General features: G+C 63.5%; 16 protein-coding genes and 1 other RNA gene. 7 read left to right on the plus strand and 10 right to left on the minus strand.

The genetic code is table 11. From position 1 onward, the window contains the following. Window positions 1–5 precede the first annotated feature (5 nt). The 4 genes from BMZ35_RS04210 to BMZ35_RS20855 are packed head-to-tail and all read right to left on the minus strand — an operon-like array spanning window position 6 to window position 3,505. On the minus strand, window positions 6–617 hold the full coding sequence (locus tag BMZ35_RS04210) for an inner membrane-spanning protein YciB (protein WP_093091168.1): 612 nt from the start codon (window positions 615–617) through the stop codon (window positions 6–8). A gap of 14 nt (window positions 618–631) precedes the next feature. After that, window positions 632–1,534 carry an EamA family transporter gene (locus BMZ35_RS04215; RefSeq protein WP_093091170.1) on the minus strand — a complete coding sequence of 301 codons (903 nt, stop codon included), beginning with the start codon at window positions 1,532–1,534 and terminating at the stop codon, window positions 632–634. A 46-nt stretch (window positions 1,535–1,580) separates the two neighbouring features. Further along, the gene (gene ftsY, locus BMZ35_RS04220; protein WP_093091172.1) at window positions 1,581–2,783 is read right to left on the minus strand and encodes a signal recognition particle-docking protein FtsY; all 1,203 of its coding nucleotides are present in this window, start codon (window positions 2,781–2,783) and stop codon (window positions 1,581–1,583) included. A 38-nt stretch (window positions 2,784–2,821) separates the two neighbouring features. Beyond that, complete coding sequence (locus BMZ35_RS20855; protein ID WP_165609998.1) at window positions 2,822–3,505, minus strand: lysoplasmalogenase; 684 nt, start codon at window positions 3,503–3,505, stop codon at window positions 2,822–2,824. Between the two features lie 144 nt (window positions 3,506–3,649). Here BMZ35_RS20855 and BMZ35_RS04230 point away from each other — a divergent pair, with 144 nt between their 5' ends. Continuing rightward, window positions 3,650–4,669, plus strand: coding sequence for an alpha/beta hydrolase (locus BMZ35_RS04230; protein WP_165609999.1), 1,020 nt, complete (start codon window positions 3,650–3,652; stop codon window positions 4,667–4,669). Window positions 4,670–4,696: 27 nt separating this feature from the next. Here BMZ35_RS04230 and rnpB read toward each other — a convergent pair. From rnpB to BMZ35_RS04260, 6 genes are all read right to left on the minus strand, one after another. After that, window positions 4,697–5,089, minus strand: an RNA gene (rnpB, locus tag BMZ35_RS04235) — RNase P RNA component class A. Between the two features lie 89 nt (window positions 5,090–5,178). Next, complete coding sequence (locus BMZ35_RS04240) at window positions 5,179–5,838, minus strand: N-acetylmuramoyl-L-alanine amidase (RefSeq protein WP_242654689.1); 660 nt, start codon at window positions 5,836–5,838, stop codon at window positions 5,179–5,181. 4 nt (window positions 5,839–5,842) lie between these two features. Then, entirely contained in the window at window positions 5,843–6,706 is an 864-nt protein-coding gene (locus BMZ35_RS04245; RefSeq protein WP_093091178.1) for a hypothetical protein, read from the minus strand. A 43-nt stretch (window positions 6,707–6,749) separates the two neighbouring features. Continuing rightward, window positions 6,750–8,237, minus strand: coding sequence for an Asp-tRNA(Asn)/Glu-tRNA(Gln) amidotransferase subunit GatA (gene gatA, locus BMZ35_RS04250; RefSeq protein ID WP_093091180.1), 1,488 nt, complete (start codon window positions 8,235–8,237; stop codon window positions 6,750–6,752). Beyond that, complete coding sequence (gatC, locus tag BMZ35_RS04255; protein WP_093091182.1) at window positions 8,237–8,524, minus strand: Asp-tRNA(Asn)/Glu-tRNA(Gln) amidotransferase subunit GatC; 288 nt, start codon at window positions 8,522–8,524, stop codon at window positions 8,237–8,239. Before gatC ends, gatA begins: the two co-directional genes overlap by 1 nt. Before the next feature lie 199 nt (window positions 8,525–8,723). After that, a complete protein-coding gene (locus BMZ35_RS04260) occupies window positions 8,724–9,374 on the minus strand; it encodes a ceramidase domain-containing protein (protein ID WP_093091184.1) in 651 nt (216 codons plus the stop codon). Between the two features lie 71 nt (window positions 9,375–9,445). Here BMZ35_RS04260 and BMZ35_RS04265 point away from each other — a divergent pair, with 71 nt between their 5' ends. Genes BMZ35_RS04265 through BMZ35_RS04290 form a run of 6 tightly spaced genes read left to right on the plus strand, consistent with a single transcriptional unit; the run spans window position 9,446 to window position 15,204 of the window. Beyond that, on the plus strand, window positions 9,446–10,138 hold the full coding sequence (locus tag BMZ35_RS04265) for a metal-dependent hydrolase (RefSeq protein ID WP_093091186.1): 693 nt from the start codon (window positions 9,446–9,448) through the stop codon (window positions 10,136–10,138). 6 nt (window positions 10,139–10,144) lie between these two features. Beyond that, window positions 10,145–11,119, plus strand: a complete 975-nt coding sequence (locus BMZ35_RS04270) for an adenylate/guanylate cyclase domain-containing protein (RefSeq protein ID WP_093091188.1) — start codon at window positions 10,145–10,147, stop codon at window positions 11,117–11,119. Further along, window positions 11,116–12,090 (plus strand): adenylate/guanylate cyclase domain-containing protein, encoded by a 975-nt coding sequence (locus BMZ35_RS04275; protein WP_093091190.1) that lies wholly within the window; start codon window positions 11,116–11,118, stop codon window positions 12,088–12,090. Before BMZ35_RS04270 ends, BMZ35_RS04275 begins: the two co-directional genes overlap by 4 nt. Then, a complete protein-coding gene (locus BMZ35_RS04280) occupies window positions 12,087–13,058 on the plus strand; it encodes an adenylate/guanylate cyclase domain-containing protein (RefSeq protein WP_093091192.1) in 972 nt (323 codons plus the stop codon). Before BMZ35_RS04275 ends, BMZ35_RS04280 begins: the two co-directional genes overlap by 4 nt. Next, complete coding sequence (locus tag BMZ35_RS04285; RefSeq protein ID WP_131814324.1) at window positions 13,055–14,029, plus strand: nuclear transport factor 2 family protein; 975 nt, start codon at window positions 13,055–13,057, stop codon at window positions 14,027–14,029. Before BMZ35_RS04280 ends, BMZ35_RS04285 begins: the two co-directional genes overlap by 4 nt. Beyond that, on the plus strand, window positions 14,029–15,204 hold the full coding sequence (locus BMZ35_RS04290; protein ID WP_093091196.1) for a M24 family metallopeptidase: 1,176 nt from the start codon (window positions 14,029–14,031) through the stop codon (window positions 15,202–15,204). The genes BMZ35_RS04285 and BMZ35_RS04290 overlap by 1 nt, the downstream gene beginning before the upstream one ends.

The following is a 15,204-nucleotide window of genomic DNA, read 5'->3' on the forward strand; positions in this document are numbered from 1 at the left end:
CCGCGTCAGTCTTCTTCCTCGACCGCGTAATCCTGAAACAGCTTGCCTTGTGTCAGGAAGAAAATGAACACCCCCGCAGTCAGGCCGAAGGTCTTGAAATAGACCCATGTATCGGTGCTTTGCGTGCGCCAGATCACCTCGTTGAGCACCGCCAGCACGAAAAAGAACAGCGTCAGGCGCCGAGTGAGGATCATCCAGCCTTCGTGTTTCAGCGGCAACATCTCGTCCATGACATATTTGAGGTAGCTTTCCCCGCGCAGCAGCCCGACACCCAGCAGCCCGCCGAACAACAGGTAGATCATGGTCGGCTTCATCTTGAAGAAGCGGTCATCATTGAGCCAGACCGACAGGCCGCCGAAGATCACGACGAGCACCAGCGTGGCCACCTGCATCTTGGAGAGTTTCCCCGTCAGCCGCCACAGGGCGAGGCTGGAGGCGATCATCAGGGGCACGAAACCCGCCGTGACGATGATGAACCCCTCGTACTCCGTGTCGCCGATCGTGAAAGTCCGCTCACGCAACCAGAGATAGGCGGCGAAGAAGACAATGATCGGCCCCATCTCGAGCGCGAATTTCAGGGTCGGGTTGATTTTCTTTTCGTTGGTTGTGTCGTCCATGCGTGCGCGTCCTCTCAGCCTCCCATCTCCACTATCACAGCGCCCAGCGCAATCAATGCCATCAAGGCGACCCGGCGCGGGCCCACGGTTTCTTTCAGGAAAATCCAGCCTATGAGGGCGGCAAACACCGTCGAGGTTTCGCGCAGCACCGCCGCCTCGCCCACCTTGTCGAGCCGCGTGGCCAACATGACCGAGCCGAAGCTGGCAAAGGCAATCAACCCGCCGATGAACCCGCGCAGCATGAGCGGTCCCGGCGCGGGTGGGTGCACCATCGAGCGCCAGCGCAGAAAGGCCAGCACCGGAAAGAACAATCCGTCGATGAAGAAGAACCACGCAAGGAAGGTGAACGGGTTGGCCGTGGCGCGGATGCCATAGGCGTCATAGGTCGTGTAAAGCGCCACGAACAACCCGGTGATCACCGCCAGCACCATCGCCATACCCAGCGTCTCGCGCCCCGAAGTCATGAACACCATGTTATAGCCTGCCAGCCCGAGAATCCCCCCCATCAGCACCAGCACCCCCAGCCATTGCAGGCCAGTAAAGGTTTCGCCAAAGATCAGGTAGGCGCCGATCACGGTAAAAAACGGCCCCGTGCCGCGCACCACCGGATAGACGACGGTAAAGGCGCCCTTGGTATAGGCCCAGCTCTGCATGAGCTTGTAGCCGACATGGATGAAAAAGGCACCCGCAAGGATCGGCCACATATGCGGTTCGGGCCATGGCACCACGAAAAGCGCGAAAGGCGCCGCCATCGCGCCATAGGAAAAGTCGATCGCGCCCCGGCTGAGCCACGGATCGTGCCGCCCCTTTTGCAGCGCGCCAAAGACGGCGTGCAGGAAGGCCGCCAACAGGGCCAGCGCCAGCGCCACCTGATGGCCGGTTTCGGTGCCTTCGAGCGAGATCAGCCAGTCGGACATGGCATGGACGCCAGACCAAAACCCGGCACCCTCCCCGGCACAGGCGTCACTTGTCCAACCCGGTCAGGGCGGCGGCGAATTCTTCAGGATCGAACGGCGCAAGGTCGTCGATCTGTTCGCCAACACCAATCGCATGGATCGGCAGACCGAACTTGTCAGCCAGCGATACAAGGATGCCGCCCTTGGCGGTGCCGTCGAGCTTGGTCATCACGAGACCCGAGACATCGGCCAGTTTCTGGAAGGTTTCAACCTGGCTGATCGCGTTCTGACCCGTGGTCGCATCCAGCACCAAGAGCGTGTTGTGCGGCGCCTCTGGGTCCTTCTTGCGGATTACCCGCACGATCTTGGCGAGTTCCTCCATGAGGTCCTGGCGGTTCTGCAAGCGGCCTGCCGTGTCGATCATCAGAAGGTCGGCGCCCTCGGCTTCGGCCCGCGTCATGGCGTCAAAGGCAAGGCTGGCGGGGTCCGAGCCTTCGGGCGCGGTCATCACCGGCACCCCGGCGCGCTCGCCCCAGACCTGCAACTGTTCGACAGCCGCCGCGCGGAAAGTGTCCCCGGCGGCGATCACCACGTTCTTGCCCGCGCTGCGGAACTGGCTGGCCAGCTTGCCGATGGTCGTGGTCTTGCCCGACCCGTTCACGCCAACCACCAGCACCACCTGGGGTTTGGACGGGTAAAGTGGCAGCGGGCGCGCGACCGGTTCCATGATGCGGGCCACTTCGCCCGCCAGCAACTCCTTGATCTCGCGCGACGAGAGTTTCTTGCCAAAGCGCCCCTCGGCGATGTTCGCGGTCACGCGCAGCGCCGTGTCCACGCCCATGTCCGACGTGATCAGCAACTCTTCGAGGCTTTCCAGCATGTCATCGTCGAGAACACGCTTGACCTCGCTCGGCGCGCTGCGCCCGGTCAGGCGCTGCAGGAAACCGGGCTTGGACGGTTGCGGCGCGGGCGCCGGGTCCGGCACAGCAGCGGGGGCCGGGACAGGATCCGGAGTGGGCTCCAGTTCGGGTTCCTGTGCAGGCTCGGGGGTGGCTTCGAGCGGGGGTGTCGGTTTCGGCGCAGGCGCGGGGGCAGGCGCTGGTTCCGGGGCAGGCTCCGGCTTGGGCGCGGGCGTCGGTGCGGCGACCGGCTCGAGCGTGGTGTCGACCACCACTTCTTCGCCCCCATCCTCGACAATCGCATCAAGGCCCTCTTCGAGCCGCGAGGAAGATTTGAACAGCTTGTCCTTGAGTTTCTTGAAAAACGCCATGGGGCCTCCGAAAATCGTCCCCTTCACCTAGTCCCAAATCATGCGATTTGGAAGAGCGGCGTTGACCAGCCCGCCCCGGCAAGGATGGCGAATTGTCCCAGCGCATAGAGCAGCCAGAGCGCGATCGAGGCCGGGCGCTGCCATGGAGAGCTGTCGGACATGCGGAAAAGCTGGATCGACAGGATCGTGTCCGAGGCGAGAAAGGCAAAGGCGCCGATCACCGCCAGCGGCAGGCCCGGCAGGCCCAACGCCGTGATCCCCATCAGCGAAATCAGCACGACGTAAACCCGCACAGGGACTTTCATGTCGCCGGTATAGGGCGCCAGCCAGAATTCGGTCGAGGCGGCAAACAGCAGGATCAGCGCAATCGGCAGCCATGCATCCGAAAGCCCCGCCGACAGCCCCCAGAAATGCAGGATATAGGCCACATGGGCCAGCGCAAAGGCGATCAGACCAATCAGGAAGGACCGCTCTCCGTCCCGGCTGAGCGCGATATCCCCGACCGCAGACAGCAAGAGTGCCCCCACGATCACCGGGTTGCCAAAACTCACCGCCGCCGCGGCGGCAAAGGCGGGCATGGGGATCGCCTTGATCAGCGTCTTGGCGCGGCTGGGACCACGATGACAGAAGAACAGCGCATAGGCGACGGTGGCAAGCAGCCCGATCAGGATCAGCCCGAAGCGCACCGATTGGCGCAAGGCGATTTCTTCAACAATGGTCATGCGCGCACCCTCTCCTGTTCGGGCCGAGACTAGCCGGGCGCGCCGTACCTGTCTGCCCCCGCCGTAACGGCAAGGTGGACGACATTGCAAAACTGTTTTGACCAGAGCACTATGTGCACCACGTTTCCTGCGGAGACTGCTCCAATGCCCCGAAAAACTATTGTGGCCCTTCTGGCTCTTGTCACGATCGGTCTTTTTCCCAGCTTCGCCGCCGCAGATGGCGCTTTTGGATACAAGGTCGAATTGGATATTCCCTACGGCACAGGGCTGGTCTCTATGGATGGCGACATCAAGGAACGCCCGCTTTTCATGGATGCCTACACACCGGTGGCCGAAAACAGCGACTACACGCGGGGGACCTTTGCGCCGGAGACAAGACGGCCTGCCGTCATATATGTGCATGGTGGTGCATATCATCGGGGTGGTCGCCGCCTTGCGCCATTCCAACTAGAAGCGGCTGTTCATTCTCGTCCAGAAGACTACGCACATCTGCTCGCCCCCCTTGGCTATGTCGTCTTTGTCGTGGAGTACCGTCTCGCTCAGGAGAACCCGGTAGTGGCGCAAAAACCGGGCGAAAATCACCTTGTCGAGGATGTGAGCGCCTTCATAACGGATCAGGCATTCGAGGGCACCGTGCGCGCAAGAGTCTCGTCGGGACTTCCCGGATTGGAGAATACGCCAGAAAACCGGCTCTTTCTGTGGAACGCGGCGCTGGCGGGGGCCGAAGACGTGAACCAGGCCGTGTCCTTCGTGATCAAGAACGCCGCGCGTTTCAACATCGACCCGGACAGGATTGCCATGGGCGGGCATTCCGCTGGGGCCGGGATCACGCTGAACGTCGCATTGGGGATGCGTGCTCCACTGGCGGCGATCTTTCCGCTTTCGGGTCCGGATATCCTTTATGATCACGACGCGGTTGCCGGGTTTGATGACCTGCCCCCCACTCTGCTTGCCTATTCCCAGTTCGACGAGCACCTGCAACTGGGCCAATTGCCGGGAATCGTCTCCCTGATGAAAGCGGCCGGAATCGACTATTCGCTGAACTGGATCCCGGGATTCGCGCATTTTTACCCGCATAACGCGGTTTCCTTGGGCGATGACGGTTCGCGCATGCCGCTCAGCGCACGGATCATCCACTTTCTCGACGCCAATCTCAGTGAGTGATCCGGTCGGCAGCCGATTGCCAAGAATACGCGCAGAGGGCCTGTAAGCCGGATTCTGTCACGGCGGGTCGCCCCGCCGCCGATGACCATTCATCTTGGGCACCCGTTACCGGATGCCCTCTAGCTGCCAACCCGGACCTGCTCGGGGCAAGGCGCCCCTGTGATCGCTCACGCGCGGTCCCTATTTGGCATTGCTCCCGGTGGGGCTTGCCGTGCCGCCGCTGTTGCCAGAAGCGCGGTGGGCTCTTACCCCACCGTTTCACCCTTACCCATCATGTCCCGCGAGGGACATGAAAGGCGGTCTGTTTTCTGTGGCGCTTTCCCTCGGATCGCTCCGGCCGGGCGTTACCCGGCACCGTTGCCTTGTGGAGTCCGGACTTTCCTCGCGGGCCAAAGCCCCCGCGGCCATCCGGCCCTCTGCGCGGGGTTGCATGTAGGCGGTGGAGCGCGGCCCGTCAACATTTGCGCGCGTGGCAGCCCCGGATTTGAGTATTTTTGGCAAAATGAAGATCAGGACGTGGAAAGAAGCCCTTCAAGGACGCGCGCATCCGCCTCGGCAACAGGGCCGCTCCCCCAGGGGCGGAACCGGGCGCGGAATGCGGCCAGCGTGGCCGCGGCGTCGTCCATCGGATAGCCGAAGGCGGTGGCCAGCGCCGCCCAATCCAGCGCCTGCGCGGTGCCATGTGCCGTTTTTGGCCAGACCGACAGCCCCTGACGCGCGAGGCGCTGCCAGTCAAACCGGGGTCCGGGGTCGAATTTGCGCCCCGGCGCCATGTCGGAATGGCCGATCACCCCCGGAGGCGGGATCTCCCAGCGTTTCATGATGCCGGGGAGCAGGGTTTCCAACGCCGCCATTTGTGGCTCGGAAAACGGATGGGTGCCGCGATTGGCCAGTTCGATGCCGATCGAGCGGGAGTTGATATCGTCCTTGCCCTGCCAGCGGCCTGCGCCCGCGTGCCAGGCGCGCATGTCTTCGGGCACCAGTTGGAAGACGCGGCCCTTCTCGCAGATCAGGTAATGGGCCGAGACCTCGGGCCCCGGATCACACAGCCGGTCCAACGCCGCCTCGGCGCTGTTCATCGCCGTGTAGTGCAGCACCACGAATTCGGGCCGCAGCCCGTCGCGGCGCGGCCCGCAATTGGGGGAAGGATGCGCGATGATCCCCGTCACGGGGTCAGTTCCGCGCCGCCTTGCGGAAGGGGGCCGGATCCCAGTCACAGGCATAGCCATCTCCGTCCGGGTCCAGACCCAGCCGGTCGACCTTGGGGCCGCCCTTGGACAGGAACGCGCTTTGGGCCAGGTCGTCGCGGGCGTATTTGGCACAGTTCTTTTCATAGCGTGACGCCGAGCTAAAGCCGATCCGCTGATAGGCGCGCGTGCCCTTGGGGTTGGTGGTCGAAAGCGCATAGGCCACGATATTCGGGCCGGTATTACCGGTGCGTTCCGGCACGGCGGTGGGGGCAATCACCGTGTAATTGGCCTTGTTCTGCTGGCGCAGGGCGGCATCGGCCTCGATCGAGCGGCGCTGTCCCACGGCGGCAAAATCGTTCTCGTTGGAGATGCCCGGGTTCGAGATCACCGCCGGGGCCGGGTTCGACGGGCTGGCCTCGAGCGGGCGTTCGCCGGAATTGGCACTGGCGGCCGCAAGCGCGGCCTCGGTCTCGCGCGCGATGTCGCTGGCTTCCGAGCTGGTGGTGCGCGTCGCCGACAGCGGCGCCGCGCTCGCCGCGGTGGCGGTCGGCACCGGGGTCGGGGTCGGAGTTGGTGCAGGCGCGCGGGCCGTGGCCGTTGTGGCCATGGGCGCTGCGGCTGGCGCCACCGGGGCGGCAGCAACACGTGGCGCTTCGGGAATGGTTTCCTGGCTCACGGCCTGTGGCGGCGGCACGGCCGGACCGGAGAGCTGCGACTCGCGGCGGGCCCGCGCCTGCGGCGAGTTCACCGCGTTGTCAAAACCAACGCCTGCCGCGCTGTCGGGAATCTGCGGCTGGCATGCCGCCAATCCCGTCAGCGCACATCCGATGAGGAGGATCCGCTTCATTTTCTGCCCTATCTGCCTTGCTTTTTATTGCTTGGCAGGGGTTTTACCACCATTTCGCAGGCTTGGCCACAAATCCGGCCGCCTGCTCCAGCGCGTAGGCAGTATTCAACAAATCGCCCTCTTCCCATGGACGCCCGATCAGTTGCAGACCCAGCGGAAGACCCTGTGCATCAAGCCCGGTCGGCACGGCAATCCCCGGCAGCCCGGCAAGGTTGACCGTCACGGTGAAGACGTCGTTGAGATACATCTTGACCGGATCTTCGTCGGTCATCTCGCCCAGACCAAAGGCCGCCGACGGCGTCGCCGGAGTCAGGATCGCGTCGATCCCGGCGGCGAACACGTCGTCAAAGTCTTTCTTGATCAGCGCGCGCACCTTGCGGGCGCGGTTGTAATAGGCGTCGTAAAAGCCCGCCGAGAGCACATAGGTGCCGACCATCACGCGGCGCTGCACCTCATGGCCAAAGCCTTCGGCGCGGGTTTTCTCGTACATCTCGGTGATGCCATCGCCCGCCGCCAGCGTTGCGCGGTGGCCATAGCGCACGCCGTCATAGCGCGCGAGGTTCGACGACGCCTCGGCCGGCGCAATCACGTAATAGGCAGGCAGCGCGTATTTCGTGTGCGGCAGCGAGATGTCGACGATCTCGGCCCCGGCCGCCTTGAGCATGTCACGCCCCTCGGCCCAGAGTGCGTCGATCTCGGCGGGCATGCCGTCCATGTGGTATTCTTTCGGGATACCGATTTTCTTGCCGCGAATGTCGCCGGTGAGCATGGCCTCGAAATTCGGCACCGGAATATCGGCGCTCGTGGAATCTTTGGGGTCATGCGAGCACATGGTTTCCAGCATGATCGCCGCGTCGCGCACGTTCTTGGTCATCGGCCCGGCCTGATCGAGCGAGGAGGCAAAGGCCACCACACCCCAGCGCGAACAACGCCCATAGGTCGGCTTGATGCCGGTGATGCCGGTAAAGGCAGCAGGCTGACGGATCGAGCCGCCCGTGTCGGTGCCGGTGGCGGCAAGGCAGAGGTCTGCTGCAACCGCGCTGGCCGAACCGCCCGAGGAGCCGCCCGGCGTCAGCGGCGTGTCTTCATTGCCCCGGCGCCACGGGCTGACCGCATTGCCATAAACCGAAGTTTCGTTGGACGACCCCATCGCGAATTCGTCCATGTTGAGCTTGCCCAGCATCACCGCGCCTGCGTCAAACAGGTTCTGGGTGATGGTGGATTCGTATTCGGGCACAAAGCCTTCAAGAATGCCCGAAGCGGCCTGCGACGGTACGCCCTTGGTGCAGAACAGGTCCTTGATGCCCAGCGGCAGGCCGCACATGTTGGGCGCGTCGCCCTGGGCAATGCGCGCATCGGCCGCCTTGGCCTGTTCCAGCGCGAGATCAGGTGTGTTGTGCACAAAAGCGTTCAGAGCACCGGCGCCTTCGATGGCGTCCAGACAGGCTTGCGTCAGCTCGACCGAGGTCACTTCCTTGGCGCGCAGTTTGTCACGGGCTTCAGCCAGCCCCAGCTTGTTCAGATCGCTCATCACTCAACCACCTTCGGAACTGCAAAAAAGCCTTCACGTGCGTCCGGGGCGTTGGACAGGATCTTGTCCTGCTGATTGCCATCCGTGACCACGTCTTCGCGCCGCTTCAACCGCATCGGCGTGACCGAGGTCATCGGCTCGACGCCCTCGACATCCACCTCGTTGAGCTGTTCGATAAAGCCCAGGATGGTGTTGAACTCCTGCGCCAGCGCGGGCAGGGCGTCTTCTTCGACCTTGATGCGCGCCAGCTTGGCAACGCGCGCGGCGGTGTCCTTGTCAATCGACATGAGCGAGGTCTCTCCGGTTGAAACGTGCGAGTCAGCCTTTACCGCCCTGCCCCGCGCGGTGCAAGCGGTTGGCCAGCTTTCCTTGGGCCAAGGCGCTCCCGCCCCCTCAAAGTGCATCAAAGATGCCCGTTGAGGCGTTGGGCCCGGCTCAGCAAGCTGAGCCTGTTCCTGAGTATTTTTGGCAAAATGAAGGGCGTGATCAGCGAACCCGGATCACGTGGCGACGGTAGACCTCGATCATCCAGCCCAGCATCACGGCATTGAGGATATGCCACAGGAAGTGGGTGCCAATCGGGATCGCGCCGCAAAGGGTATCATCAAGGCTGCGGAAGGTCAGTGACAGCGCGAGGAGCGAGGACCCAATGGCCAGCCCGCGCGCCACGTCCGGCAGGCGGTGGCGCAGAAGCAAGGCATAGGCCGCGATCAGGAGCGGGATCGGCCAGTATCCGGCAGAGACGTCAAGGAAGGGCAATTGCCGGAACAGCGGGACGGTGAGCGCGGCGTAGGGAAAGAAAAGCGCCGTTGTCCCCAGAGCCAGCGGCCAGCGCATGCCCCAATAGGCGCGATTCGCCAGCGTAATGTAGATCAGCACATAGACCGCGATCGGCAGCACATCCGCCACACCGGCCCAGACCTGTGCATGGGTGTGAAACAGGTAGCTGCCGATCCCGATCACTGCCAGCACGCCACAAAGCAACCGCGCCGCGCCCATCCCCGCACCCTGCACCCGGCGCCACATGATCAGCGCCGCGATCAGGAACGCGGCATTGGTGACTGCGTTGACCGGCTCGGCCCAATAGCCCGGGTCCGCCCGTTCGCAATATCCGTCCACCGCGCGCGTCCAGTCCATCTGTTCTCTTCCCTCGCCGCAAACCCGTGCTAGTCTGAATTCAATCCATTTCAGACATAGGGAGAGTCTTCATGCAAATCATCTGGCTTGGCCACGGATCCTTTCGCATCGAAACCGGTGACAAGGTGCTGCTGATCGACCCATGGCTCACCGGCAACCCGGTCCTGCCCGAAGAGAGCCACGACGCCGCCGTCGCCGGCGCCACCCACCTGATCCTGACCCATGCGCATTTCGACCACGTGGCCGACATGCTGCCGCTGGCGCGCAAACTGGGCGTGCCGATCGTCGGCCAGTATGACCTGATGTCCTATTGGAACGAGCATGAACACCTCGACACGGTCGGCTTCAACAAGGGCGGCACGGTCGACCTTGGCGGGGTGCAGCTTGCGATGGTGCCGGCCTCGCACAGTTCGACCTTTGCCACCGACGACGGCCCCAAGGCTGCCGGGTCCGAGGTGGGCTATATGCTCATGGCCGAAGGCAAGACGGTCTATATCTCGGGCGATACCGACATCATGGCCGACATGGACTGGATGGGGGATTATTACAAACCCGAGATCGGCATCCTGTCGGCGGGCGGGCATTTCACCATGGACATGAAGGGCACGGCCTATGCGGCCAAACGCTATTTCAACTTCAAGACGGTGATCCCCTGCCATTACAAGACCTTCCCGATCCTTGAACAGGACGCCGAGGCGCTCAAGGCGGGCCTGCCCGGAGTCGACGTGATCGAACCCGAGGTGATGCAGGCCATCGAGGTCTAAGGGACAATGTGCGCCGGGATCACCCCGTCGGCCGAGCTTGGCCCCATCGTGGAAAGGTGGCTGCGCGCTTATGCGCGGGGCGACAAGGAGACGGTGGTCAACCTTTTGTCGAATGATCCGGCGCTCTCTTATGTTGGCTCGGCAGACAATGAAATCTGGCGCGGGGCGGCGCTCAAACGCACCCTGCCGCATTACATGGATGAAATCCCGCGCTTTGACTGGTCCAGCACGGAATTCCGCGGCTTTTCCTGTGGCGACATTGGCTGGGTCGAGTGGCACGGAGACACCTTTGCCCGCGACACCGGCAAATCGGTCAAGTTCCGCTCGGTCTTTGTGCTGGCACTGGAAAAAGGCGTCTGGCGCATTGTGCTGGTGATGAACTCGAACCCGGTGGCGAACATGCAGGCGCTTGGCTACGAGGCCGAGGGCTTTGAAGACCTTGTTGACGCGGCCCTCTCCGCCCCTGCCACCCTTGCGCAAACGGGGATTGCCACGATCATGTTCACCGATATTGCCGACAGCACCACGATCGCCCAAACCATCGGTGACGCGCGCTGGACGGCCGCCGTGAACGCCCATGTGGATCAGGTGAGCAACGTGATCACAGACCATGGCGGCACCCTGATCAAGACGCTGGGGGACGGTACCATGGCCTCTTTTCCCTCGTCCCGCGCGGGCCTGCTCGCGGCCTCGGGTCTGCAACAGGCCATGAATGCGGCGACCAGCGAACCCAAGCTGCAAATCCGCATCGGGTTGCACACCGGGGACCTTGTCGAACGCGATGGCGACATGTTCGGCACCGTTGTGAACAAGGCCGCCCGCATCGCCGCTCTGGCCGCACCGGGCAGTATTCTCCTCTCGGATGCCACCCGCATCATGGTGGGCGGCGCGTCGGAGTTCTCCTTTGGCCCCTCCACCTCGGTGGCGCTCAAGGGGTTGGAGGGAGACCATACGCTTTATCAACTGGACTGGCAGGCATGAGCGACGTTCGCCCTTCGCCGGAATTGCTCGCGGTGGCGCGCCGCTGGTTTGACGCCGTCCCGAACCGCCGGGCCCGCGAAATTGGCAACCTCATGTCCGAAAGCCCCCATCTCACCTTTGTCGGCACGGATGAAGACGAACTTTGGACGGGCCGCGCCGTGCGCGACGGGGTGGCCGATTTCTTCGGGGCGGTTCCGGATTTTGCGCGCCAGGACGAAATCTTTGGGGCGGCCTATGAATGCGGCACCGTCGGCTGGGCCATCTTTACCCACGAAGTCAGTTTTCTGAATGATCCAAGCGAGGTGTTTTTCGTTCGCAATACGTTGGTGTTCACCTTGGAGCATGGAACATGGAGAATAATCCATCGGCATGGTTCGGTGCCCTACCCCAACGCAGATTTCACCGGCGCTGACCAGTCCGCGATTGCCGATCTCGTGGCCGCCGCGCAAGAGGGGTTTGCGCTGGATCAACGCGAAGGCTTTGCCACGGTGATGTTCACCGACATCGTGAACTCCGCGCGCATTGCTTCTGTGATGGGCGACAGGCTCTGGTCCGCAGAAATTGCCCGACACTTCGACACGCTGCGCAGGATCATCGAACAGGGCGGCGGGCAATTCGTGAAATCGCTCGGCGACGGCACCATGTCCAGTTTCGCCGCACCCACCGCCGCCCTGCAGGCCGCGCGCGCGATCCAGACAGCCGTGGAACAGTCTGACGGACCGTCGATCACGCTTCGGGTCGGCATCCATTCGGGCCCCGTTGTACAGACCGAGGCCGATTTCTTCGGGTCGGTCGTCAACAAGGCCGCCCGCATTGCGGCCTCTGCCGGAGCGCGCGAAATCCGGGTCTCGGACGCGACCCGCACCATGGTCGGGGATAGGTCCGGGCTCGCCTTCGACGCGCCTGCCTCGGTTGCGCTCAAGGGGTTTGAGGGAGAGCACCTTGTCTATCGGCTGGAGTGGTCCACATGATCCGCCCCTCCCCCGAACTACTGGCCGTGTCGCGGCGCTGGTATGACGCGATTGTCACCCGCCATCCCAGCGAATTGCAGAACTTTTTGTCCAGCGGGGCACATCTGCGCTTTGTCGGCTCTGCCGAGGATGAGCATTGGCTTGGCACCGCCGTGCGACAGGCCATCGGCGATCATTTTCACGAAGTGCCCGAGCTGATCCGCAAGGAAGAGCTTGCCGCCGAGGCCTTTGAAAGCAACGGCGCGGGTTGGTCCTTCTTTGCGCACCGCTTCTGGTTCGAAAACCGCCCCGATCAACCTGTCACCTTCCGCACCACGCTCGTTTTCACGCTCGAGGATGGCAGCTGGAAGATCATTCAGCGCCACGCCTCGGTGCCGGTCTCAAACGCGCTCATTACCGGCAATGAACACAAGGCGATACAGGCCCTGACCGAAGCGGCCCAACAGGGCTTTGCCCTTGGCCAGCGCGAAGGCCTGGCTTCGGTCATGTTCACCGACGTCGTCGACAGTTCGACCTTGGCCAACGCGCTTGGCGACAGGGTCTGGTCCGCGCGCGTCGCCGAGCATTTCAACCACCTGCGTGGCATTATCGAAACCCATGACGGACAGTTCGTCAAATCCTTGGGCGACGGTACCCTGTCGAGCTTTTCCTCGGCCAAGGCGGCCCTTGCCGCCGCCGTCGACATCCAACGTGCCATGACCGAGCAAGCCAGCGAACCCTACCTTCAATTGCGCATCGGCATCCATACAGGTGACGTCGTGCAATCGGATGACGATTTCTTTGGCAATGTCGTGAACAAGGCTGCCCGCATCACCGCCACCGCCGGATCGGGCGAAATCCGGGTCTCTGACATCACCCGTGCCATGGTGGGTGGGGCCAGCGGCTTTGCCTTTTCCGCTCCGCGCAGCGCACGGCTCAAAGGGTTCGACGGCGACCATGTCACACATGCCTTGGAGTGGTCCGCATGATCCGCCCCTCCCCCGAGATCGAGGCCATCGTGCGCCGCTTTACCAGCGCGATCCGCAACCATGACGTCACCGACCTGCCCCATTACCTCAGCCAGAATGACGCGCTGCTCTATGTCGGCACGGCCGAGGGCGAGGCGTGGCACGGGGCCATCGTGCGCGACGGCATCGCCGCCCATCTCGCCGAGGTGCCCGACTTCACCGAAACCGAGGTCGAGATCACCGCCTTTGAAAACGGCGACACCGGCTGGGCCTTTTATAAAAGCCGGTTCCACTTCGCGACCACGGGCGCCACCGGCACGCACCGGGCCACCTTTGTCTTCGTGCTGGAACAGGGCGGCTGGAAAATGATCCAGCACCACATTTCCGAGGCCACCTCGAACCTCGAAAAACTGGGGCTCGAACACTCGGCCATCCAATCCCTGCTTGACGCGGCACAGGCCGAAGAGTTCGACTTTGGTGACGAGGGTCTGGCCTCGATCATGTTCACCGACATTGCCGACTCGACCTCTCTTGCGGCGCTGGTCGGGGATCGGGTCTGGATGCAGGCGCTCGCCCGCCACATGCAGGACGTCACCGCCGTGATCGCCGCGCAGAACGGCGAACTGGTCAAGTCTCTGGGCGATGGCACCATGTCCGCCTTCCCATCCGCGCGCGGCGCGCTCAACGCCGCGCTGGCCCTTCAGGCCCGCGTCGCGGCCCATGAAACCGAGCCGCAGATCGCCGTGCGCATCGGCATCCACACCGGCGAGGTGATCCGCTCGAGGAACGACTTCTTCGGCACCGTGGTCAACAAGGCCGCGCGCATCGCCGATCTTGCTCGCCCCGGCGAAATCCGCCTCTCCGACGCAACACGCTTGATTGCGGGAACCGGCGCGGATTACCGTTTCACGGACCCGTCCACGCACCCGCTCAAGGGGCTGGACGGCGATCACCTCACCTATCAACTGCGTCCCAGAGAAAAGGACACCTGATGCCCGCCAGCGATTTCACGCCCAAAGAATACGCCGACCGCCTTGCCAAGACCCGCACCGCCATGGCCACCCGGGGCATCGACACACTGATCGTGGCCGATCCTTCGAACATGGCGTGGCTGACCGGGTATGACGGCTGGAGCTTCTATGTCCCCCAGGCCGTCGTCCTGCACAAATCGGGCGACCCCCTCTGGTGGGGCCGCACTCAGGACCGCCCCGGCGCGGCCCAGACCACGTGGATGGAGGCCGATCACCTGCTCGACTGGCCCGAGGAACACGTCCAGCACCCCGACCACCACCCCTACGAGGCGCTGGTGGCCCACCTGCGCGACCGCGGCTGGACCCGCGCCCTCGGGGTCGAGATGGACAATTACTACTATTCGGCCAAGTCACACGCGGCGCTGCTCGACGCCTTTGGACAAGACCAGATCACCGACGCCACCAGCCTCGTGAACTGGCAGCGCACCGTCAAAAGCCCGGCCGAGCTGGCCATGATGCGCAAGGCCGGGCAACTCAGCGAACATATGCACGCCACCCTGCGCGCGGGCTTTCGTGCAGGCCGGCCCAAACATGAACTTGTGGCCGAGGTTCAGGCCGCCGGAGTCGCGGGCCTGCCCGGCATCGCCGGGGACTATGCGGCCATTGCCCCGATTGCCCCCTCGGGCACCGAAGCTTCGGCCTCGCATATCACGTGGAATGACCGCCCCCTGACACCGGGCGAAGCCACCTATTTCGAAATTTCGGGCTGCTATCACCGCTACCACTGCCCGATCAGCCGCACGCTCTATCTTGGCGAACCTCCCGCCGATATCCGCCGCGCCGAAGACGCCGTTCTGTCCGCCATCACCGATACCTTCGCCGCGGCCAAACCCGGCGTGACCAGCGAAGAGGTCGCGGCCTGCGTTTACGAAAGCTTTGCGCGCGCGGGCTATGTCAAAGGCAACCGCACCGGCTATCCGATCGGCCTCAGCTACCCGCCCGACTGGGGCGAACGCACCATCAGCCTGCGGCCCGGCGATACGACGCCACTCGAAGAAAACATGACCTTCCACCTGATGCCCGGCCTCTGGACCCCGGATTGGGGTGTCGCGATCACCGAAAGCTTCGTCATCACCCCCGAAGGTGGTCAGCCGCTCGCCAATGTCCCACGCGAGATATTTGTCGTTCCGGCCTGA

This window comes from Shimia aestuarii, assembly GCF_900114635.1.
Classification (GTDB): Bacteria; Pseudomonadota; Alphaproteobacteria; order Rhodobacterales; family Rhodobacteraceae; genus Shimia; species Shimia aestuarii.